We start from the raw sequence: 23,215 nt of genomic DNA on the forward strand, positions 1-23,215 counted from the left end.
TGCAATTGGGCTCATGTATACACGTTAAAGTGCTTCTGTTATTGACATTGAGCAACTTTAAAGCCATCGCTAATGAACAGAGCGTTTCATGGGCTGAAATTCAAGCGCTTCAAAACAAGATCACACAACTGAAGCAACATCTAAATATGCAACATAAATCGCCTACCACAGTGCAAACGGCAATACTTGAAAAGCAGCGTTCGCAGCAACCCACACAAGACCATACAATCTTGTTCAGTTACGCCACCATCAGGCCTACTTTTGGCGTGCAGAACAAACACGCGGGCAGTCACTGGTATGTGCGAGATTCTTTATCTTATGTCGGTTTTAAAGCGATACACCCGTTTGCTAAAAAGTGGAGTGCGCAATTACATGGGGAGTGGCGATTTGATACGGCAAATAATAATAGTATCGTCAGTGCGAGACGCGCCTATACAGCCATTACCTCTCCTTTTGGCCGTGTAGCAATTGGAAAGCAGCGTTCTATAGCTTATCAGTTTATCGCCGACTATATAGAGATGTTTAACTACTCGAGCAACCCTTTGACCTACCCACCAGATACCGACTTTTTTATAGATAACTTGCTCACTTATCGCTACCAGCAAGAACCATTTACTTTGATAGCAGGCGCTAAATTTAATGGTGCAGGCAATGATAACCAAAGTGATCTAGTCAATATTGGTGTGAGCTACGATAACAATGACTTACACACAGGCATTAGTTTTTTAAGTAAAGAACATTACAGTAAAGCCCAGTGGCTTGGTCAAGACAATGTATGGGTGGGCACTTTTGTTTATAAATTTAATCCTCGCCTGTATGGTGCGTTATTTTATCAAGCTAAACATTATCAGCGTTACCTTGAGACGACTGATAGAAACGGCTTTACACTCGACCTATCTTTGTCGTATCAACTTGCCAAGCAATACAAACTAAAAACAAGAGCGATTGCTTTTGACAATGATTTTCCATATTCCGACATTCGGAATCAAGCATATACTGGATATGCACTCACGCTAGAATGGCAACCTAGCCCACCACTGCGAGTGCATATAGAGTACTTGAACAAAGACTTCGACAATCAACCAGATATCAATGCGCTTGCTGTTGGACTGCGCTATGATTTTAGACACCGCTTAGAGGTTAAATAATATGCATCACTGCTTTTACTAAGTTCACTGAGCTGCAAAATGCACTTTGAACGTAGCACCACCATACTCATTTCTTCCTATCACTTCTAAATGAGCTTGGTGCTGCTCAACAACCTCTTTAACAATGGCCAAACCTAGGCCACTACCAGTGAGAGAAGATTGCTGTTTGCGCCAAAAGCGCACACAACAGCTGAGGTTAAATAACCTGATGTATTGCTCAGCCCTTTCAGTTACAAAAAACTATGTACAGGTATCATTAACAAGTTGTGTAATTCAAAAACCTGGAGAGCCCTTTGTAAAACAAAAGCTGTTTGGGTTATTTGCTTGGCTCCGTTTCCTTAGCTACTTTTAGATACAGGCGTAAAAATCTAATCTAGGAAAGCGTGTGAAAATATTGTCTGTTGACGATAACCCTCAAAACAGGGCTGTTCTTGAGAAAGCACTTAGCAAACAGTACGAAATTACTTCGTCTGATGGCAGCGAACCGATACTTGCACTAATGGAAACGCACCAGCCACAAGTTGTTCTTATGGACATCATGCTTGGAACTGATTATACCGGCTATGATCTGGTTAAAGAAATTCGAGCGAACAGCGCATACAATAATTGTGAAATTATATTTATCTCTGCTCTTACCTCTAGCGAGGATAAACTCAACGCTTATGGCAGTGGCGGTGACGATTACATTGCCAAACCTGTTGATTTTCAAGAACTACGAGAAAAATTACGCCGCGTTGAACTGCGTCAGTCAGAGCGTGATGGCCTTAAAGATATGTATGAAATGGCCTCGAATACCGCGTTCACTTCAATGCAGCAAGCTAGTGAACTAGGTGAGCTAGTTACCTTTTTTACTGACAACTTGGAGGTTACTGATTTAGAGATTCTTTTTGGCAACATTAAACAGTATTACGCCAATGCAGGAGTAAAATGTTGTGTCGAATTCAGAGTTGCAAATGAATACTATCAATACCCCAAAGAAACAATTTCCGATTTAGAACGAGAAATATTAGAACTTGGTCGCAGCGCCAAGCGCATCGTGCCGTTTGGCTCAAATTTACTTTTCAATTCTCATGCTTGCTCCATGCTAGTCAAAGGTATTCACTTCAATGATGATGAAGTAATCGGTCGACTCAGGGATAACTTCGCTATCTTACTTACTATTGTTGACAGCCGAATAGACTTTATTGAAGAACAAATTGAAAAAAGAAGCATCCGACAAAAAGCAATTAACAGCTTAAAAAATCAACTTACTGATGACTTTAGTACCATTAAAAGTCTATGCCTAAGTCAAGATGAACAAATCAGCAAGCTGGTTAACGATTTATCACAGGCCGTTCAATTAAAAATAATCACCTTGGGGCTTGATGAAGAACAAGAGTCTGAATTAATGGGACTCGTAGATGAAACGAAAGAAGTCGTAGCAGAAACACTGGGGCTGTCTTTTGTACTCGAGGACAAGTTAAAAAGCATCACAGAGCGACTGAAAGCCGTCGAGTAATGAGCAGTAAAAGTAAATTAGAACTGTCCTTGTACCAGGCTAAGGACAATGCGGTTACCATTTAACCAAGACACAGGTCGATATCATAGTGAAAGAGATACGCAACAACTCAGTTATCCTTGCAATAGATGACAACCCAACAAACCTAAAACTTTTAGATAGGCTGCTTAGCGCCAAAGGGTACAAGCACATCCACCTTTTGAGTGACTCAAGAGACGCTGTTTCGACCTACTTAGACTTACAACCCGACTTGATATTACTTGATATCAACATGCCTCATTTAGACGGCTTTGAAGTGATGGACGCACTGTTTGCTCTTGAGCAAACACTAGTGCCACCGATAGTTGTGATTTCAGCCCAGCAGTGTTTAGAAAGCACACTCAAAGCTCTGCAAAAAGGCGCAAGAGACTATGTGACAAAACCATTTGAAAAAAATGAGCTTTTAATGCGCGTGCAAAATTTGTTAGACGCACACCTTGCCCATAAAATGCTCAACGACCAAGCGCAAGTACTTGAAAAAATGGTCGATTTAAGGACCAAAGAGCTTCATGACACCCGCTTAAGTGTGGTGCAAAGACTGGGTATGGCAGCTGAATATAAAGATGAAGAAACAGGTAATCATATTTTGCGAATGAGCCACATGTGCATGTTATTGGCGAGAAAGCTTGGTTGGTCTGACTACCAATGTGAACTTTTGTTACACGCCAGCCCAATGCATGATATTGGCAAAATTGGTATTCCTGATTCTGTATTGTTAAAACCAGGCCCCTTAGATCCAGAACAATGGGAAGTCATGAAAAAACATGCGCAAATAGGGGGAGAATTACTCTCTGGTGATACATCCGACTTAATGATAATGGCTAAAAATATAGCTCTATGTCATCACGAAAAGTGGGACGGTTCTGGGTACCCCAGCGGGTTAAAAAACGAACAAATTCCGATTGAAGGAAGAATTGCTGCTATCGCTGATGTTTTTGATGCATTAACTTCCGTAAGGCCATATAAAGACGCCTGGCAGGCAGATAAAGCAATAGGCTATATTCAAGAGCAAAGTGGCCGCCACTTCGAGCCAAGGCTGGTCGAAATTTTTGTGAATAATATTGAAGAAATAATCAATATTAAAAATCAATTTCAAGACCAATAGTATGTTCAATAAATGCTTCAACTCACTTGCTTTCGATTCTTTTTATCAACAGGGGTAAAATTAAATGTATATTGAACAAAATTTACTCCACAAGTTAACGTTGCTAAAAGAGCAATTAGCTGAGCAAGAAAACGTTGCACTTGAGCTTATAAACCGAGTTTATAAGCTCATCGATGAGCGATGTGATGACCAAAGAGGTAGTGGCATATACCCCGAATCATACTTAAGTTACGAACTGGTAAACCATCTATCTGACTATACACAACAACCCAATGAACACAATACAGCAAAGCTAAAAACAAGCATTGAGGATATATGCCACATATTGTCTCAAAACCATATGTTCTCAAATAGCATGCGTGTAGAAGTCATGGAGCAAACTAATCGAGTACTAAATGAAAAGATCTTGATTGTTGATAGCCTGCATAATGAAGGCACAAAATTGGTGGGGATATTAGAGACGTCTGGCTTTGATTGCCATATCCTTAAGGATATCCAAAGGCTCTCTGGATACTTACATGCAAATCAAGATACTGAAATGCCAATTATGGTTATCTTTAAGTGGAATTCGCCACTAGAAGAACAGGCAATTATTAACAGTATCTCCGAAATAAAAAGAATGCTCCCGCACGATACGCTGTTGCTGTTAATGTCAAAGCCCATCGATATGCAGTTTAGACTTAAAGCCTTAAGGGCCGGTGTTGACCGTTACATTCGCATTCCAAACCATGAAGTTTATATCACGTCAATCGTCAACTCATTGTCAGATGCAAAAAAAGGGGCGCCGTACAAAGTACTTATTGTAGATGACAGTAAATCATTTCTGCACTTGTACACTGATCTACTAACCGAACATGAGTTTGAGGTCTATGCATTTGATAACCCATTAAAAGTATTGGAGCAGTTACATAGTTTAGAACCTGATGTCATCATTCTTGATTACCATATGCCAAATATTATTGGCCCAGAGTTATCAACTATTTTAAGAGAGCAACCACAATTTGTAGACGTTCCAATCGTATTTATTTCGTCAGACACGGATTACACAGCCCAACTCTATGCTTTAAAAACCGGTGCTGATGACTTTCTACTAAAGCCTGTAGAGCAAGAACACTTTTGTGGCTCTATTTTGGTAAGAGCAAGAAGGCATCGTTTAAAAAAAGCATTAAAAGAAAACTTACAAAAAGAAGTCTACGAGCGCGATAAAGAACATTTAGCCATCAACTCTCATGCCATCGTCAGTATTACCGATCACAGAGGCGATATTATCTATGTAAATGACTATTTTTGCAGGATCAGTGGCTATACAAGAGAAGAGCTCATGGGTCAAAACCATCGTTTGATCAAATCAGACTTACATGATGACTCATTTTATAAAGATATTTGGCGAACAATAAAAAGTGGTCAAGTCTGGCGAGGCGATATTTGTAATAAACAAAAAAGTGGCGGCCTTTATTGGGTTAATTCGACTATAACTCCTATGATAGGCAAAGACGGGCGGCCCTATCAATATGTCTCAATTAGAACCGACATTACAACTAATAAAATGCTCCAACAGGCTCTACAGGCTATGGTGATCAGTACTTCAACTACCATAGGGACTGAGTTCTTTGAAGAAACCACCATGGGTTTAACTATAGCCACTGGCGCAACCACGAGCTTTATTGCTGTTCCCAGTGAAAAGCCTGGCATGCTCAAAACAATTTCTCTTGCACATCAAGGAGAAGTTATCGACAACTATGAATATGAACTAAGAGCGACACCATGTGAAAAAATAAAAAATGGAGGTGTTTGCTTTTACAAAGAAAAAGCCTATTTGTCGTTTCCTGAAGATGAATGGCTAGTTCAGCAAAAAATAGAAGCCTACATTGCCGTCCCTTTAGCCACTATCGGAGGCGATATACTAGGCTATATCGGCTTAATGAGCAGTAATAAGCTATACAATTGCGAATATATAAAATCGCTACTCGCTGTATTTGCCGATCGCGTCTCATTAGAAATGGTCCGATTAAAAAATGAAGAAAAACTCATTCAAGCCAAAGATGAAGCTGACCGTGCTAACCAAGCAAAATCTGAGTTTTTATCCAATATGAGCCATGAACTTAGAACCCCTTTGAACGCTATACTGGGGTTTGGGCAATTGCTTGAATCTTCCGAAAACCTCTGTACAGATGATGCTGAGGACGTCACCGAAATACTTAAAGCCAGCCGACACTTACTTAACCTAATCAATGAAATATTAGATTTATCGAAAGTAGAAGCCGGTAAGTTTAAAGTGGATAACCGACAACATGACATTTCAAAAACACTGAATGAATGCATAAAGCTGATAGAGTCTGACTGTGCTAAAAAAGGGCTTACATTAAACGTTGCAGGTATAGAAAGTGTCAGTGCAATATGCGATCCATTGAGGCTAAAACAAGTTCTGATCAATGTGTTATCAAACGCTGTTAAGTATAACCGTGATTATGGAAGCATTACTATAAGCACTGAACAAACTTCCACTCATTGCACTATTTCGGTATGCGATACAGGGCAAGGTATCAGGCAAAGCGATATAGAAAAGTTATTTGAACCGTTTAACCGCCTTGGAGCTGAGCGCTCAGAAACTGAAGGCACTGGTATTGGACTTACATTAACCCAGAAACTGATGAAATTAATGAATGGTGAACTTTTGGTAGAGAGTAAGTATGGCTTAGGCAGTACCTTCACAATTCAACTTCCTAAAAGGGCGGTACAGTAACATGCTAACATACCTTGCAAAGTCAGAGAATATATATGAAATGGTTTGAATCTATTCCTTACCCTTACGTAATTGCAGTAATATCAAGTACTCTTCTATGCACACTTTTTATTGTTGTTCAAAACTCTCCTCTAGCGCAGACCTCAGAACCTAGCACTAAAGAAGCGCAAATATCACTGATACAAAAAGAATTAAACCATTTTAAGCAACTCGTTGCTGCGCAACATAGCGACCCCAAGCATACTTTTATTATATGGCAGACGGCTCGTACCGAGCAAACTCAAAGTAAGGTGACAGAGTACTTACTGCCTCAAGAATTGTTAATAAACGCATATGAGCAACCCCCTAAAGAGCCTATTGTCAATGAGCCTATTCAGCTTGACTATCTAACAGAACTAACGCATTTGACACCACACATACACCAAACAAAACAACACCTAGTTGGCACACTAAACTTTTGTAATCTGCAGGCGCAGTGCTATTACTATCTACAAGTAAGACGTATTCCTCTACCACAGGCTTCTGGTAGCCATCTTATCTATGTAGGTAATTGGCTACTCATAACCATCTCTCTTATTCTGCTAATTATTGCCTACTTAAAATTTAGAATGCGCAACTTAAAAAAAGCAGTGTCGAAACACTTTGACAAACCCCCTGGCTTTTCACTTATCAGTGTTCGCGATGATATTTTTCATATAACAGAGTCAATTATTAACAATAAAAAATCGACCAATAAAACTAACACGACCACTCAAGAATCTTCCCAGATGGATGATCTCTCTGCACAGCTACAGTCACAGTTCTCAAGGCTGTCAGCCGTTATTAATACTGTAATAGATGGCATTATCACGATTGATAGCTCAGGTATCGTTGAAACATTTAACCCAGCTGCAGAGAGAATTTTTGGTTACAAAGCTGAACAAGTGATTGGCCAAAACGTCAAAATGCTAATGCCCGATCCCTATCAAGGCGAGCACGATAGCTATATAAATAATTACCTTACAACTGGAGATGCAAAAGTCATTGGCTCTGGGCGCGAAGTGCTAGGACAAAAAGCAGATGGTGCATTGTTTCCCATGGAGTTGTCGATTAGTGAAATGAGTGTTGATGGCCAACGCATGTTTACTGGCATAGTTAGAGATATCTCAGACATTGCAGAGCAAAAATCACTGCTAAACGACCAAGTATCACGAATAAAGGCCATAATTGAAACAGTGATTGATGGCATCATTGCGATTAATGAAAAAGGCATAATCGATAGCTTTAATCCCGCTGCCGAGAAGATTTTTGGCTATAAAGAAAGCGAGGTAATAGGCAAAAATATCAAAATGCTCATGCCTGCGCCTTATCAACAAGAGCATGACCAATATCTAGTAAATTACATAACTAGTGGCGAAAAAAAGGTGATTGGATCAGGCCGAGAGGTACTTGGCAAGCGCAAAGACGGTAGTGTTTTTTCAATGTCTTTGGCTGTAAGCGAAATGAATGTAAATGGTCAGCGTATGTTTACCGGTATCGTGCGTGATATATCGGATATAGTTGAACAGAAATCACTACTGAACGATCAAGTTGCAAGGATCAAAGCAATTATTGAAACCGTTATAGATGGAATTATCACAATCAACGAAAAAGGAATTGTTGATAGCTTTAACCCCGCAGCTGAGAAAATATTTGGCTACAAGGAGGGTGAAGTTATTGGTCATAATATTAAAATGCTTATGCCTTCACCCTATCAGCAAGAGCATGATCAATATCTAGTGAATTATATGACAACAGGCATCAAAAAGGTGATCGGCTCTGGTCGCGAAGTGCTTGGACGACGAAAAGATGGCTCGGTGTTTTCAATGTCGCTGGCTGTAAGCGAAATGCTTGTTGGTGACAAAAAAATGTTCACTGGTATCGTACGCGACATTACAGAACAGAAAAAATATGAAACCGCATTAACTCAATACCGTCTCGACTTAGAAGAACAAGTTCAACAAAGAACCAGCGAGCTCGAAGCAGCAACCATTCAAGCACAATCTGCAAACAGAGCAAAATCAAAGTTTTTATCTCGCATGAGCCATGAACTTCGTACACCGCTTAACGCGATAATAGGCTTTACCCAACTACTCGAAGAAGAAGATCTTACCGATAACCAAGCTGATAGCCTTAAAGAAATATCAACTGCTGGTAAAGACTTAACGCTGATGGTCAATGAAATTTTACAAATTGCCTCGATTGAAACTGGGGACGTATCTCTGAGTATCGAAGAAGTGCTGCTCAATGAAAGCCTACAAGATTCTATCAGTCAATTATTACCAGCAGCCAACCGAAAGCATATTTCAATTTCATTTGATGAAAAGCACCAATATTACGTCAAAGGCGATTACTCAAAATTAAAGCAAGTAATCACTAACATCATCGACAATGCGATCCGCTATAGCGACGAAAACGCGCAAATCACCATAAAGCTCGATAAAATGCATGACTGTATTCATACCCGAATCAAAGACACAGGGAAAGGCATATCGAGTGACCGATTAAAAAATATATTCGAACCATTTGAACGAGGTGTCGATGAATACTCAGCAGAGCAAGGTATTGGTATAGGGTTGACTATAGCCAAGGAGTTCATAGAAGCCATGAATGGCGAGATCAGTATAAATAGTATCGAGGGCGAAGGAACCACTGTAACCTTCACCATTCCCCTTGCCCGAGAAGAAGTTCCTAATGAAAACGATGTTCACACAGTGTTATACATTGAAGATAACGCGACTAACAGAAAGCTGATGACACGATTAATTAAACGCTTTGAGAACATTAACTACCATGAAGCCATTGATGGCTTAAGTGGGGTTGCAGCCGCAAAAAAACTCACTCCTAGCTTAATTCTTCTAGATATTAACTTACCGGATATTTCTGGCTATGAGGTATTTGAGAAACTCAAACAAGATGAGTGCACTAAGAATATTGCCATCGTGGGTATTTCTGCCAATGCGATGGCTACCGATAAAGAAAAAGCAAAAGACCTTGGTTTTAGTGACTATATAACCAAACCCATTGAATTAAATGAACTAACCACCCTTTTCAGTAGTCTATTTGACAAGCAGCCAAAGCATTGAAGTGCCAAAGTATCGCGACGAGTTGAAAGCAGCTGACCAAACTTGGAGCTTGGTCAGTCTGCGCTTCCTCATTGGATATCTAACATATATATGTATCTGCTGTTCAATCAAGCTCAAACTGCAACTGACATAAACGCTGGTAGAGCGGATCCGACTTGATAAGTGACTGATGATCACCTTGATTAACCACCTTGCCATTGTCCATCACAATGATGTTATCAGCATGTTTTACAGTCGATAACCTGTGAGCAATAATCAAAGTTGTACGGCTTTTCATAAGCTCTATCAGTGCCGCTTGCACATGATATTCACTTTCAGAGTCTAGGGCACTCGTCGCCTCATCCAAGAGTAAAATACTCGGGTCTTTCAAAATAGCACGGGCAATCGCAATGCGCTGTTTTTGGCCTCCAGAAAGCCTAACACCTTGTTCTCCTAAAAAGCTCTGATAGCCATCAGGCAATGCTTCAATAAACTCATGCGCATGCGCTTTTTTAGCTGCGTTTTTTACCTCTTCATCGCTTGCACATGGGTTACCATAGCGAATGTTATGCATAACATCGGCACTGAACAACACAGGGTTTTGAGGTACTAACCCCATCAGCCCCCTTAACTGTTTCAAAGAAAGTGCTCGAATATCAATATCGTTAATTAAAATAGCACCGCTTTGAGGGTCATAAAATCGTTGCAGCATTTCAAACAACGTGCTTTTACCGGCTCCAGAGGGCCCAACAACTGCAACAACTTCTCCTTGGTTTATGGTCAAGTTCACCTTATTCAGCGCCAATTGAGAAGGTCTTGATGGGTAACTAAATGAAAGCTGCTTAATATCAATGCTGATGCCTTTAGCAATATCAAGCTTTTGACAACTCACCGCACTGTGCAGGTCGCTCTTTATGTCTAATAATTGTAATAGCCTTTGTGCTGCCCCTGCGGCTCTTTGTAACTCAGAATAGACTTCAGCAATGGTTGCCACCGACATAGCAACCATTACGGCATAAAATACAAACGCAGCAAGCTCCCCCGCCGTTATTTGCCCAGCAATAACATCACTCCCTCCAACCCACAACATCACTGTAATTGCGCTGAAAATAACAAAAATAGCGATAGCTATCAGCAATGCGCGATGCTTGATCCTTGCTTTAGCAACCACAAAAGCAGACTCAACTTCCTTATTAAACGCCTTACATTCAGCTTGCTCCTGCGTATAGCTCTGTACCACCTTGATGTTTTGAATAATTTCTCCGGCATAGGTGCCAATATCAGCAATCGCATCTTGGCTGCTACTGGCAAGCTTTCTGACTTTTTTACCAAATGCAAACATCGGAAAAAGCACCAAAGGGACAAATGCAATCACAATGAGCGACAGTTTTAAGTTAGTAACAAATAACATGATTAAGCCACCAAGTAGTGTTAAAGAACTACGTAGTGCCATAGAAAAAGAAGAGCCTATGATGGATTGCAACAAACTGGTGTCAGTGGTCAATCTTGATGTGATCTCGCCACTGCGGTTTTCTTCAAAATAATTAGGGTGTAAAAACACAATTTTTTCTAATACAGCTCTGCGCAAATCGGCAACAACACGTTCCCCCAACCAGCTCATTAAGTAAAAACGGAAGAAAGTACCAATAGCCAATAACATTATGAGCGCAAGCATAGTCATTGCGGCGGTATTCAATTGCGGCTTAGAGCTTGCAACAAAACCACTATCAATCACAAGTTTAACGCCTTGTCCAAGTGATAAAGTGACCGCTGCGGTCACTATCAGCGCAATAAGCGCCAATATCACCATCACTTTATAAGGCTTCACAAACGCAGCGATAGGACGCAAACTTTTGATCCCCTCACTATTTGAAACATCAACAAGATTAGTGTCGCGCTCATTAGTTGTGTACAAAGACTCAGGTTCACTCATATTATTGTTTTCTCTTAAACAAGCATCTCACTAGCATGCCTGTTTATGCTTAACAAATATAGTGCAGCGAAAGGTTGAACTAAGCCAAAAATGTAACGCATTGTTTATATTGGTTACTTTAACATAGAGAGTGTTTTTAAGACGGATATCATTCAGCGCTAAATCTCGCTACGCAGTGCAACATCATGACGACGCAATTTCGATAATGCGCAATCGCAAGTTAAGCCGTTCAAAATAGAGTACAAATTCTATTATCAGGCAATAAAGACCATTAAGTTAAAATGTGATCTCAACTCGAGTGCCTGAGCCACTGCTACTTAGTTGATAATGTAATTCTAATTTTTCGCATAGGCGCTTTACAATGTTGAGACCTAAACCCAACCCTTGGCTGTTTTCGCCTTTAACACCCGCCTCAAACACCTGCATTTGCTGATCATTGCCGATCCCCTGACCTGTATCTTCAATACATAAAGTGTTATCCCTATAAGAGATAGAGATTTTTCCTTTTGTGGTATATTTAAAGGCATTACCGAGTAGGTTATTTAACAAAATCAGTAAGCTTGCTTGCGCTATGGGGACTTCTACCTGAGCATCAACATTGATAGCTAACTTAATGTCCTTATCAGCTAAATGCTCGTACTGCTGAATAACACTTTGTTCAATTGCTAACAAAAGGCGGCTTTGTCCACGTACCAGCGTATCTTCACGCGCTAATGCTAACAAAATGCTTAAACTCTGCTCAATTTGCTGCTGTGCCAAGTCAATGCGTTGCACCAAAGAAGTCTGTTGTTTGTTTAGCTCTGTTTGTTTGAGTAACGTGAGCGCACCTTGGCTAATGGTCACAGGGGTTCTGAGTTCATGAGATACATCTCGAGTAAACAATTGTTCGCGATTAATAAAGGCTCGAATACGTGCCAACGCTGATTCTAATGTTTTCGCAAATGCGCCTATCTCGTCATTATTAAAGTTACTCGCAAATCCTTGAGGTAGCTTATCAACCGGCGCATTCGTTAAAATCTCCATAATGTCATCAAGGGGCTTTAATAATCGTTTAGAAATTTTATATGACGCAAACCCCATCACGATGGCGATTAAGCATGCAAACGCAAAAATAATAAGTAAAAAATACACCATGCCTTCGGTGAATTTACGAACTACCAAGTGCTCGCTGACTTCTGCAAGCAAATAGCCTTGCTGGCCATGCAACGATAAAAGATGAAAGTGCTGACCATTTTCTCCCGAAAACTCTCGTCGATTTGGCTCTTCACGTAATAGTGTTAATACGGATGCAGGTAACTGCTCTTGCTTGTGTATATAACGAACAAAATTCAATCTGGGTTTAGGTGACTGCCCCTGTGATATTTGAGCTTGCACGACTTTCACTTCATCTTTAAGCAAATCGTAGAAAAACTCATCTTCAACATTATATGCAATGAAAAAACTACTTAATCCAAATAAAATACTGGTTAGTAAAGTACTTCCCACAAAATAGGTAACAATACGATTGCGCAACTGCGTTATTTTCATCTTTTATTACCCTTTACTTTCAGACACAGTAGCATCCAATGCGAAGCCAACCCCATGCAATGTCTTAATTACAGGTGCTGAGAAAGGTTTGTCTATCGCTTTACGAAGTTGATAAATATGAGAACGCAAAGCATCAGAATCGGTGGGCTCATCTCCCCAAATTTTTTCACATAATTCACTGCGACTAATCGCTCTGGGGTGTGATTCCATCAAGACACGTAAAATTTTGAAAGGGATGGGTTGTAACACCACTTCTTTATCTGCTCGCACAACATGATGCGTTTGTTTGTTTAAAGCAATATCACCAACAGTCAGTGTATGAGAAGTGTTAAGGGTATGACGCTGCGACAAAGCCATACAACGTACCCACAGCTCTTCTAAAGCAAAGGGTTTTGTTAAATAATCATCGGCCCCTTGTTCAAAGCCTTGTAACTTGTCATCCAAGGTATCGCGAGCAGTAAGCATAATGACCGGAATATGCCTATCGGCATGCTTCCTAACCTGCATACACACCTGCAAACCATCCATTTTAGGCAGCATTAAATCAAGCACAATACAATCATAGTAATTGCTCAAGGCCAGCGAGAGTCCTTGCTCTCCATTGAATGCGAAATCAACGACCGCACCTTTTGACTCAAAGTATTCTGCCACGTTGCGGCTGATATTTTGCTGATCTTCTACTAGTAGAACTTTAATAGGGCTTGTCGGCATCGTTACTCCAACCTTAAGCATGCTATGTATTAAGAAATTTATACAACCCAGTGTGAAGAGAGTGTGAAAACCAACTTCACATTACCTTCACGCTTTATTTGTCACCTTAGCATGATAATTATCTGGGAGTATACGTCATGCAAAATAGCTCAGGCATCGCCTTAAATGTCACCGAACTAAATCATCAAATTACCATCAACTCTGGCGAAACGTTAAGTTTAATCAATAAACTATCTTTGAATGTTGCCAGCGCAGAGCAAATCGCTATTACCGGGGCATCTGGTAGTGGAAAATCCACTTTGCTGAGCCTGCTTGCTGGGCTAGAGTCGGTACAGCAAGGTCAACTCACATTCACACAAAATGGTCAGTCGGTTGACCAGTCTTATCTGCGCCAAAACAGCGGCTTTGTTTTTCAGCAATTTCACCTTTTACCAGAGCTCGATGCACTCAATAATGTTGCCCTGCCTTTAAAGCTAAGAGCCATAAAACATGCTGATGAAAAGGCCTCACAGTGGCTAGATAATGTTGGGCTGTCTCACAGAAAAAACCAACCAATTAGTAAGCTAAGCGGGGGGGAGCAACAACGAGTTGCAATCGCCAGAGCCTTTGTGAATAAGCCAAGTATTATTTTTGCCGATGAGCCAACAGGCAATTTAGATGAACAAACGGCTTCAGAAGTCGCATCTTTGATGTGTCGCTTCGCGCGGCATAACCAAACAACCTTGGTACTGGTAACACATAACCTAGCATTTGCTCAGCAACTAGATAGTCAATATTGTTTGGCACATGGAGCTCTGTCACATGTTAAATAATCGTTCAAATCAAACCTTAAACGTGTGGGCCCTATCGCTACAACAAGCCGTATTGCTCACTAAGCAAAAACAAAACTGGTTGACACTAGCCTGCCTAGGCGTGTTGTTTTTTTACCTCAGCTTTGTCACGCTTATAGCGCAAGGTGTTGATAACTATCTCAAGGAAAACCTCAAACAGCTTTTGGGCGCAGATAGTGTTATTCAAATCAACCGCACTATCCCCCGTGAGCAATTAACCGCCCTAAACGACTTAGTCGATAAAAGCAGTCAAAGTCAGCTTTATAAAATTACCCTCACGCATCAGACCTATCATCAACAAGTACAGCTGAAAGCCGTTGACGACAACTATCCGCTTCAGGGAAAATTGGAATATAGCCAAGATAAAAGCTTCAAAGGCAAACAAACCTCTTCACCACCGGATGTAACACAAATTTGGCTAGAGCCTCGCCTCGCCTCGGCATTGAACGTAAATATCGGGGATACGCTAACACTCGGTCACACTCAACTAATATTCAGCGCATATTTGTTACATGAGCCAGATCGCCTGCATGAAGGGCACTCAAGCGATATGCGCGCTCTGGTGCACAGCAGCAGTATCCAAGCAGAAGACCTAGCGGTTAAACAATACCGCTACTTGTTCAACCATAATGAAAGCAACATACACGCGATTGAAAATATCCAAAAAACGATGGCTGATAGCCAATTGTTTAGCAAAGCCCTTGGCAATCACCCAATTTCTGCGGCTTATCAAAGAGTAGAAAAATTTTTAGGGCTGTTAAGTGTGTTACTCATTATTCTCGCGGGGATCACGTTATTACTATCAAGCCATAAAACCAGTAACGCATTAAGTCGCTTTATTGCCGTCTGTTTATCTAATGGTATGAATGCAAAATACAAATTTCATATTTTATTATCTAATAGTCTGTTTACGTTACTTTTGAGTTTTATTCCTGCACTCATATTCGCCTTAATCAGTGCGGTGCTGTTTGAGCAATCGGCTCAAAAACTCATGCCTGGCTTTATGCTTATTTGGCAGCCGTTTGATTTGCTTAAAGTACTTTTTCTGTGCAGCCTATTGTTTGTCGGTTTATCTTTGCCAATGTGGTTTAAAGTGTATCGCACACAACCCATCGAACTACTATCAGCGCACAGCGCTAAAAGTAGCCACTTATCGCTTCATGCGTTTTTCCTTTGCACAATGATGGCAGGTATTGTCTATTGGTATTCCGATAACTGGACACTCACAGCTTTATTACTAGGTAGCTTAGCAGTATGTATTCTGGGCTTATTGCTCGTCAGTACTTTGGTGCTAAACCTTGGGAGATGGGGGCTTGGTAAACATGGCAAGTTACTCGGCTTTACTTTGTACTTAATGCGTCAACGAATTTATGTGAGAGCTGCGCAAATGATGTCGTTAGGCCTTAGTATTACCTTGTTATTGATGTGTGCGCGAATTCACCAAGATATCACGTCCATGCTAGAGCATTTTAAATATGAGCAACAAGGTAATTTACTGATCACACAGGTAGATCAAAAACAAAAAGAAGCGTTAGAGCAGTTCTTGGTAACAAACAATAGTGAGTTAAAAGAGCTTTATAAGTACCAATATGCTCAACTGACACACATCAACAACGTACCATTAAATATGGTAGATATTCCTGTTAGCGATACTTTAAGCTCGGTACAAAAGCCCATTCGTTTGCATTGGAGCGAACAGTTACCAGTTAACAATAAGCTAGAACTTGGAGATTGGTTGAATAGTTTGCATGTAACAAAGTCCAACAATATCTCTGTAGAAGATGAAGTATTCAACGAATTAAACCTAAAACTGGGCGACCAGCTTATAATGCAAATGGCTGAAAAAACTCACAGTTACACCGTTGCATCGGTACACAGTTTTGCTTCTGGAGGCAGTAATATTACTTTTTGGTTTGTTGCTCAAACTTCAACCCCTGTACCAGAGGTGCCAGTTTATAGTATGGGTAGTGCCGAATTATCTAAACCAGCTTGGCAGCAACTTGCTAAACTTTGGCAAACACACCCAACAATGCGATTACAGTCTATCGATAGCATTTTATCGCAAACTCGTAACTACTTAAACGTGCTAACTGGTGCTGTTTTTATGTATAGCGGCTTAATTAGCGTGTTAACTATTCTATTACTAAGTGCCACCATACAAAGACACTTGCAACAAGATAAAAAACGCAACGGCTTACTGGTAAGTTTTGGACTGAGCAAAATAGAACAATATAAGATTGCCAGCTATGAGTGGCTTGTTGTGACGCTATTGCCAACTATCAGCGCATTTGCTTGTGTATACCTGACGATGGGTGCGTTCTATAAATATGAATTAGCGTTAACTTACAAACCGGACCATATCACACTGTTAATGCAAGCGTTGCTCATCGTATTCATCATTACCGCACTTGGCTTGCTGTCGACTAAAAAGCAATTTACAAATAATATTCGCGGTTTACTGGTAGAGTGATAACCATACAAAGGGCCTTGTAAAGGCCCTTTACACTTATTGAGCAACAATTATTGGCACAATGCGTAGCCACCTTTTAGGTGTCCTACATGTTCAAACCCTAAGCGCGACAGTGCATTAGCGGCTACTTGCGAGCGACTACCACTTCGGCACACTAAAATAAGCTCTTGTGACTTATCATGTTGTTGCTGGCAAATGAAATCGGTAAGCCTAGTCAGCGGTACATTCATATCAAAGTCTTGGCTGTGATTAAGCGCATACTCATGCGGCTCGCGAATATCGATCAGCTTGATTTGAGAATTAGTTTTTAACTTCGCCTTAAGCTGCTCCCCATTGTATTCTTGCATGTGCTTAGTCGAGCATGACCCTGTAAATGCGCCACACATGATCTCTTCACCCGCTTGATCATTGATGTTTTTGTCTAGCTCAGTCTTACGCTCTACAAATTGCTCCACTGTGATAGTGTTGTTTAAAACATCATTTAAGAGACTATTCCGCGCTGCTTCAGCCTTAAAGTTAGTCACAAACTCGTTGTGATAGTCATGGCTTGGACAAAGCAAGCTATGCTCCCCCACCATATTTGATAACGACTGCAAGCTTTGGTACATATGCTTTGCATCACTGCTTGAAAAGTTTGTGCGACCAAGGCTACCCATCAATACTAAATCACCACAAAAAACATAACTCACGTCAAGTTCGCCATTGTGGAGTTTACCTTTATCACACAATATCATAGAGATACTATCTTCTGTATGTCCTGGCGTGGCAACACGTACTAAGTATTTGTCGCCGATCGTGATGGCCCGTAATTGGCACTGTGAAAGCGCAATATCTGCCGCTTCATAAGGCCAACCTAAGTAATCACTATGCTGCTGCTTCAGGTGCGCTTCAGCTAAAGCCACTCTGCCAGACTGGTGGTCAGCATGACCATGGGTATCGATAGCCGCAATTAACTGCAACTGCTGACATTGTAAAATCGTTAATAAACGGTCGCTCAGTTCAGGTAACGGATCAATAATCACTGCCGTTTTAGTAATTGGATCGGCATACAACCAGCTACAGCTGCCACCTACTTTAAATTGTACCAAACCGTGTAACTGTGTCTTGCCATCTATATTGCCTGTTGCATTCAATAAGCAACTATGACCTAAAGCTTGTGCACAATGATGGATTCGGTCGCAAGCATGATCAATTTGCTGCTGGGTTACCGCTGGACCAAATGACATGCGAATTGCCGACTCACTTTGCCACGCGGGCACTCCCATCGCGTCAAGCACAAAACTTCGGGTTACCTTAGAGCTACATGCCGAGCCGGAGCTAACTCTAAGATTTGCCGCATCGAATAGGTCCATGATCTCTTTAGAACTGAACCCAGGAATCGCAAAGTTAATTGTCGTTGGCACGCTGTTTGAAAAGTCATGATTAAATACCACAGTTGGAAAGGCATTTTTTAATGCAAGTGCTAACTGAGAGCGAAACAATTGCAATTGACCGGCATTGGCAAACACCCCATCCCCCTGATCTAGTAGTTCATCAAAGATCACATTCAATGCAGCTAAACCCGGCAAGTTTTCAGTACCAGAGCGTAGCCCGCCTTCTTGCCCCCCACCTGCAATAAACGCCGTAAACGGGGCTCCTTCGCGAATATAAACAAAACCAATGCCTTTAGGCGCGTACAACTTATGCCCACTAAATGGTGCATAGTCAATACTAGTGTTGGCTAACTCTAAGCAGCGCTTTCCGAGTGCTTGTACACAATCTACCATCCAAAACACATCTGGGTTATGACCTCTGATCACCATTTCAAGTGCCGATAAATCTTGATAAACACCGGTTTCATTGTTCACCGCCATAGTACAAATCATCAACGCATTTGGTACTTCTTTGGCTATAAAATCATAATCAAGCGTGCCCTTTTCATCTACAGGGATCGCCTTGATAGCAGCATTAATCTCCAATACTTTATTCCAATGCTTAAGAGACTCTGGTACGGCTTTGTGCTCTGTCGCACCATATAAAATGCAATATTGCTTGTTGGCTTGCATCTTACTTTTTGCAGCGCATAAAGCAGATAAAATCCCCGTCTGAATACCTTCAGTCGCACCACTAGTAAAAATCACCTGTCCTGAACCTGCACCTAAGACTTGCACTGCTTTACGACGGGTTTCATCCATAATTTGTTTTGCTTGCAAGCCAGTAATATGGCTACTACTGGGGTTACCAAACATCGTTTCCATAGTAGACAACGCTGCTTTAGCAGCCTTTGGCAGTACGGGCGTAGTCGCATTTGCATCTAAATAGATTTGGCTAAGTGCTTGTTGCTCAGACATGACAGGACCTTTCTTTATATCGAATCCAACAGTTATAACTAAAAGATATAACTAATTACTTATTGCTATATTAGCAAGTTATGGTGCTTATTCAACCATTAATTTTGCAATAATATTGTGTAAAGGCTCTAGTACTGGGACTTTTGAGCAACGCTATACAGTATTGGACCCAAAAAACTTATAACCGTTATTGTGCATATTAAGTTAAATTTAAGTTAAAAAATTATAACAATTGAGTTTATTTTTTGTTCAATTTCCGTCATTGTAAAAACGAATCCACTCAAAACAACATGTAAAGGAAATAATATGACAAAGCTAAGCACTCTCACTTTAGCGGTTACTTTAGGTCTTGCTGCAACACATAGCTACGCGGCAAAAATGTTACCAGTACAAGCTGATAAAGCGATTGAAGATAAGTATATTGTGGTATTTGATACCCCAAGCGTTGTCGATAGAAAAGACGCAAAACGCATGAACGCTTATCTTAATGCACAAGGTAACGACTTGGAGACCAAGTATAATGTACGTGTTGAGCGTAACTTTGGCACGGCTCTTAGTGGCGTACTTGTAAAAGCAAATAAAAGCCAGATCCATGCAATGCTAAAAGATGGCAACATCAAATATATCGAACAAGACCAAATTGTTTCTGTAGAACCTATGGTTGATGTGAAAGTTGAGCAGAACATGGTTGAGATCCAAGCCGATCAAAACAATGCAGTTTGGGGTTTAGACCGCATCGATCAGCAAGACCTACCGCTTAACGGTGTATACCACTACGACTACGATGGCTCTGGTGTTACTGCCTATGTAATCGATACGGGTGTATTAATCAGCCACAATGAATTTGGTAACCGCGCAAGCCACGGTTATGACTTTATCGACAACGACTCTGACGCAACCGACTGTAACGGCCACGGTACTCACGTAGCAGGAACTATCGGTGGTTCAACTTATGGTGTTGCGAAAAACGTAAACGTGGTTGGTGTACGCGTATTGAGTTGTAGCGGTTCTGGTTCAAACTCTGGTGTAATCGCCGGTATTAATTGGGTGAAAAACAATGCCTCTGGCCCATCAGTTGCCAACATGAGCCTAGGTGGGGGCGCGTCTCAAGCAACGGATGACGCAGTCAATAATGCCGTGGCATCAGGTATTAGCTTTGTTGTAGCAGCAGGTAACGATAACAGCAGCGCATGTAACTACTCTCCAGCACGTGCTGCTAATGCTATCACTGTTGGCTCAACCACCAGTGGCGATGGCCGCTCAAGCTTCTCTAACTATGGTAATTGTCTAGACATTTACGCGCCGGGTTCAAGCATCAAATCAGCTTGGTATAACTCAAACACGGCCACCAACACCATTAGCGGCACATCAATGGCGTCACCGCACGTTGCAGGTACTGTAGCACTTTATCTTGATGAAAACCCAAGCCTAACACCTTCTCAAATTGATCAAATGCTTAGTAGTAAGAGTGCCAAGAACAAGATTTCAGATGCGAAATCAGGTTCGCCAAATGAGTTACTTCAAGCGGCATCAGGTCCAATTATTGAACCTGAGGTAACCGTACTCACCAGTGGTCAAGGCCAAGCAGTATCTGGCGCGACGGGTTCGCAAAGTTACTTCAAAATTGACGTACCCGCTGGCAGCGAAGCACTATCGTTTGTATTAGGCGGTGGTTCTGGTGATGCTGATCTATACGTTAAACAAGGTGGCTTACCGGGGATCAACGATTATCAATGTCGTCCATACAAAAATGGTAATGCAGAGCAATGTGACTTTACTAACCCAGCAGGCGGAGAGTGGTTTGCCATGTTGCACGGTTACGCTTCATACAGCGGTGCAACATTAACTGCAACCGTAGGCGGCGACACAGGTGGTTGTGGTAGCAACTGTCTACAAAATGGTGTACCAGTTTCAAACTTATCGGGTACTTCAGGCCAGCAATTGACTTATACTATTGAAGTACCGGCTAACGTTACTTTAAATGTATCTATCTCTGGTGGTAGCGGCGATGCCGACCTTTACGTTAAAAAAGGCTCAGCCCCAACACTATCTAGCTACGACTGCCGCCCTTGGAAAAATGGCAACAGTGAAAGTTGCTCATTAAGCTCAGGCACAGGTGGTACATACCACATTATGCTAAATGGTTATAGCAGCTTCTCTGGCGTGAGCTTAGTCGGCCAATACTAAGCCAAGTTAAAGTCATCATAAAAAAGCCTCAGCATATTTGCTGAGGCTTTTTTACTTGTTGTCAGGGTTACCATTTTCAGCAGGCTTATATCAGCCATCAAATACAGTTTGTCACCGAGCTTAGCAACCTCATCGTGCACTGCAAGTTTAAGCAACTGGCTACCATACCATTTCGTAACAACGTATTATTTCTTTGATATATCAACTACGCAATTTACGTTTAACAAAAAAATAAAATTAAATAGTTATGGCAATCAACCAAATTATCTATAGCCGTATTAACACGCTTTTAAGCTCTATAAAGTCTGTTATTTATTTTAAGCTAAAGGCTACACATCTTGTTGCTTGCTCATTACCTCTTCCATACGTTGCATAATTTGCTCTTGAGTTAACGATTCTTTATGAGTGGCAATGGTCCAAACATGACCGAAAGGGTCCTCTAAGGTGCCAGCTCTATCGCCATAAAACTGATCATGTACAGGGCGTATTTCTTTACTACCGAGCGACACGGCATGTGCAAACATACTATCTACATCATCAACATAAAGCATTAAGCTAACAGGCGTGTCACCCAGAGATTTAGGATCAATAAAGTGCTCTTCAGCACACTTATCACTGAGCATGATATGCGAATCACCGATTTTTAATTCAGCATGTGCAATACCGCCATCTGGTAATGGTAATTGGATTACCAACTGTGCATTAAACGCTTGTTGATAAAACACTATCGCCTTAAGTGCACCATCAATGATCAAATAGGGCGTAATACTGTGGTAACCTTTTGGAATCGCCGAAACAGTCATTATTTGCTCCTGTCAAAACTCACCCTTTGAGACTAGTTTAAAACAGTCATATTTGCATCTCGTTACCTCGTGCTTCAGCTTCTATGAGTTAACTAACCTCAGCTGCACATAAGAGAATTTGCCCAATAAAGCTATTTCACTCACTTTCTTCGTTATTTTCATTTGTAATAGCTCGCTATTACTTCACGAAAATGCCTTGATAGTGAGCGAAATATCGTCATTGGATATTGAAGGGGTTGCAATGTCTCTCTTCTGAGCTATCAAAACTCTTATCCGCAGCTGAGGTTAACTACTTTGCTAAGTACTCATGGCGACTTTTTCAATGCCATGCGATGGCGTAAAACGCTCAACGATTGTAAACCCATGCTTTTCGTATAAGCGTATAGCAGGCTCATTAACCGCTGCGGTTTCTACAGTAGCTTGAGTAATATCCAGCTCGTGCAGCACATATCGCATCAACTTATCGGCAATGCCTTTTCTAAAAAACTGTGGGTCAACGGTCAAGCTGTGAATATCTAACACCTGCTCACAAACCGTAACTTCTATCACCGCAGCAAGTAGCTCTTGCTCGAAAAAACCATAAAAATCACTGTGCGAGTTGCTAATATCTTTTGCTGAGCGAGACAAAGGCGGGAAATTATCGGTGTCAATCAGCTGCGCTTCTACTTTATACGACTGCTGAAAAACATTATAAATTCTCTGCGCTTCATCACCGCTTGTATGCTCTAATTTGGCTATCATTTTTATCCTTAGTTATTTTTAATATCAGCAAATACAGCGTAAAAATGGCGCTACTTGGCGTTTAAAA

At 41.1% G+C, this 23,215-nt stretch carries 15 protein-coding genes; 8 read left to right on the forward strand and 7 right to left on the reverse strand.

The window, feature by feature from the left end; all coding sequences use genetic code 11:
* Nucleotides 1–41: 41 nt before the first annotated feature.
* Nucleotides 42–1,148, forward strand: a complete 1,107-nt coding sequence (locus GDK41_RS19455) for a porin (protein ID WP_152088132.1) — start codon at nucleotides 42–44, stop codon at nucleotides 1,146–1,148.
* Between the two features lie 24 nt (nucleotides 1,149–1,172).
* Here the strand turns inward: GDK41_RS19455 and GDK41_RS19460 are convergent, their stop codons facing one another.
* Entirely contained in the window at nucleotides 1,173–1,331 is a 159-nt protein-coding gene (locus tag GDK41_RS19460; protein ID WP_197739505.1) for an ATP-binding protein, read from the reverse strand.
* A gap of 202 nt (nucleotides 1,332–1,533) precedes the next feature.
* On the opposite strand from GDK41_RS19460, the gene GDK41_RS19465 reads away from it, so the two are divergent.
* The 4 genes from GDK41_RS19465 to GDK41_RS19480 all read left to right on the forward strand — a co-directional run bounded on the left by GDK41_RS19465 (nucleotide 1,534) and on the right by GDK41_RS19480 (nucleotide 9,637).
* Nucleotides 1,534–2,646 carry a response regulator gene (locus tag GDK41_RS19465; protein WP_232056589.1) on the forward strand — a complete coding sequence of 371 codons (1,113 nt, stop codon included), beginning with the start codon at nucleotides 1,534–1,536 and terminating at the stop codon, nucleotides 2,644–2,646.
* 88 nt (nucleotides 2,647–2,734) lie between these two features.
* Nucleotides 2,735–3,790: an HD domain-containing phosphohydrolase gene (locus tag GDK41_RS19470; RefSeq protein ID WP_232056590.1), complete on the forward strand. Its 1,056-nt coding sequence runs from the start codon at nucleotides 2,735–2,737 to the stop codon at nucleotides 3,788–3,790.
* 64 nt (nucleotides 3,791–3,854) lie between these two features.
* On the forward strand, nucleotides 3,855–6,533 hold the full coding sequence (locus tag GDK41_RS19475) for an ATP-binding protein (RefSeq protein ID WP_152088135.1): 2,679 nt from the start codon (nucleotides 3,855–3,857) through the stop codon (nucleotides 6,531–6,533).
* Nucleotides 6,534–6,568: 35 nt separating this feature from the next.
* A complete protein-coding gene (locus GDK41_RS19480) occupies nucleotides 6,569–9,637 on the forward strand; it encodes a PAS domain-containing hybrid sensor histidine kinase/response regulator (RefSeq protein WP_152088136.1) in 3,069 nt (1,022 codons plus the stop codon).
* 103 nt (nucleotides 9,638–9,740) lie between these two features.
* Here the strand turns inward: GDK41_RS19480 and GDK41_RS19485 are convergent, their stop codons facing one another.
* The 3 genes from GDK41_RS19485 to GDK41_RS19495 all read right to left on the reverse strand — a co-directional run bounded on the left by GDK41_RS19485 (nucleotide 9,741) and on the right by GDK41_RS19495 (nucleotide 13,787).
* Nucleotides 9,741–11,549 carry an ABC transporter transmembrane domain-containing protein gene (locus GDK41_RS19485; RefSeq protein ID WP_152088137.1) on the reverse strand — a complete coding sequence of 603 codons (1,809 nt, stop codon included), beginning with the start codon at nucleotides 11,547–11,549 and terminating at the stop codon, nucleotides 9,741–9,743.
* A gap of 276 nt (nucleotides 11,550–11,825) precedes the next feature.
* Nucleotides 11,826–13,076, reverse strand: coding sequence for a sensor histidine kinase (locus tag GDK41_RS19490; protein WP_152088138.1), 1,251 nt, complete (start codon nucleotides 13,074–13,076; stop codon nucleotides 11,826–11,828).
* Nucleotides 13,077–13,082: 6 nt separating this feature from the next.
* Entirely contained in the window at nucleotides 13,083–13,787 is a 705-nt protein-coding gene (locus GDK41_RS19495) for a response regulator transcription factor (RefSeq protein ID WP_152088139.1), read from the reverse strand.
* Nucleotides 13,788–13,924: 137 nt separating this feature from the next.
* Here GDK41_RS19495 and GDK41_RS19500 point away from each other — a divergent pair, with 137 nt between their 5' ends.
* Together GDK41_RS19500 and GDK41_RS19505 are read left to right on the forward strand one after the other, a co-directional pair.
* Nucleotides 13,925–14,599 (forward strand): ABC transporter ATP-binding protein, encoded by a 675-nt coding sequence (locus tag GDK41_RS19500; RefSeq protein WP_152088140.1) that lies wholly within the window; start codon nucleotides 13,925–13,927, stop codon nucleotides 14,597–14,599.
* Nucleotides 14,589–17,087 (forward strand): ABC transporter permease, encoded by a 2,499-nt coding sequence (locus GDK41_RS19505; RefSeq protein ID WP_172971688.1) that lies wholly within the window; start codon nucleotides 14,589–14,591, stop codon nucleotides 17,085–17,087. The genes GDK41_RS19500 and GDK41_RS19505 overlap by 11 nt, the downstream gene beginning before the upstream one ends.
* Nucleotides 17,088–17,137: 50 nt before the next feature.
* Here the strand turns inward: GDK41_RS19505 and GDK41_RS19510 are convergent, their stop codons facing one another.
* A complete protein-coding gene (locus tag GDK41_RS19510; protein WP_152088142.1) occupies nucleotides 17,138–19,417 on the reverse strand; it encodes an aminotransferase class V-fold PLP-dependent enzyme in 2,280 nt (759 codons plus the stop codon).
* Nucleotides 19,418–19,723: 306 nt separating this feature from the next.
* Between GDK41_RS19510 and GDK41_RS19515 the strand changes: the two genes are divergently transcribed.
* Nucleotides 19,724–21,604 carry a S8 family peptidase gene (locus GDK41_RS19515; RefSeq protein ID WP_152088143.1) on the forward strand — a complete coding sequence of 627 codons (1,881 nt, stop codon included), beginning with the start codon at nucleotides 19,724–19,726 and terminating at the stop codon, nucleotides 21,602–21,604.
* 329 nt (nucleotides 21,605–21,933) lie between these two features.
* Here GDK41_RS19515 and GDK41_RS19520 read toward each other — a convergent pair whose 3' ends face one another.
* Nucleotides 21,934–22,407 carry a VOC family protein gene (locus GDK41_RS19520; RefSeq protein WP_152088144.1) on the reverse strand — a complete coding sequence of 158 codons (474 nt, stop codon included), beginning with the start codon at nucleotides 22,405–22,407 and terminating at the stop codon, nucleotides 21,934–21,936.
* Between the two features lie 297 nt (nucleotides 22,408–22,704).
* Nucleotides 22,705–23,148: a GNAT family N-acetyltransferase gene (locus tag GDK41_RS19525; RefSeq protein ID WP_152088145.1), complete on the reverse strand. Its 444-nt coding sequence runs from the start codon at nucleotides 23,146–23,148 to the stop codon at nucleotides 22,705–22,707.
* Nucleotides 23,149–23,215: the final 67 nt, after the last annotated feature.

This window comes from Pseudoalteromonas sp. A25 (genome assembly GCF_009176705.1).
In the GTDB taxonomy this organism is placed as follows: domain Bacteria; phylum Pseudomonadota; class Gammaproteobacteria; order Enterobacterales; family Alteromonadaceae; genus Pseudoalteromonas.

Bases quoted from the DNA above. Each gene is read 5' to 3' on its own strand.
- GDK41_RS19475 (WP_152088135.1), top strand. From the start codon at position 3,855: ATGTATATTGAACAAAATTTACTCCACAAGTTAACGTTGCTAAAAGAG.
- GDK41_RS19480 (WP_152088136.1), top strand. From the start codon at position 6,569: ATGAAATGGTTTGAATCTATTCCTTACCCTTACGTAATTGCAGTAATA.
- GDK41_RS19485 (WP_152088137.1), bottom strand. From the start codon at position 11,549: ATGAGTGAACCTGAGTCTTTGTACACAACTAATGAGCGCGACACTAAT.
- GDK41_RS19490 (WP_152088138.1), bottom strand. From the start codon at position 13,076: ATGAAAATAACGCAGTTGCGCAATCGTATTGTTACCTATTTTGTGGGA.
- GDK41_RS19495 (WP_152088139.1), bottom strand. From the start codon at position 13,787: ATGCCGACAAGCCCTATTAAAGTTCTACTAGTAGAAGATCAGCAAAAT.
- GDK41_RS19500 (WP_152088140.1), top strand. From the start codon at position 13,925: ATGCAAAATAGCTCAGGCATCGCCTTAAATGTCACCGAACTAAATCAT.
- GDK41_RS19505 (WP_172971688.1), top strand. From the start codon at position 14,589: ATGTTAAATAATCGTTCAAATCAAACCTTAAACGTGTGGGCCCTATCG.
- GDK41_RS19510 (WP_152088142.1), bottom strand. From the start codon at position 19,417: ATGTCTGAGCAACAAGCACTTAGCCAAATCTATTTAGATGCAAATGCG.
- GDK41_RS19515 (WP_152088143.1), top strand. From the start codon at position 19,724: ATGACAAAGCTAAGCACTCTCACTTTAGCGGTTACTTTAGGTCTTGCT.
- GDK41_RS19520 (WP_152088144.1), bottom strand. From the start codon at position 22,407: ATGACTGTTTCGGCGATTCCAAAAGGTTACCACAGTATTACGCCCTAT.
- GDK41_RS19525 (WP_152088145.1), bottom strand. From the start codon at position 23,148: ATGATAGCCAAATTAGAGCATACAAGCGGTGATGAAGCGCAGAGAATT.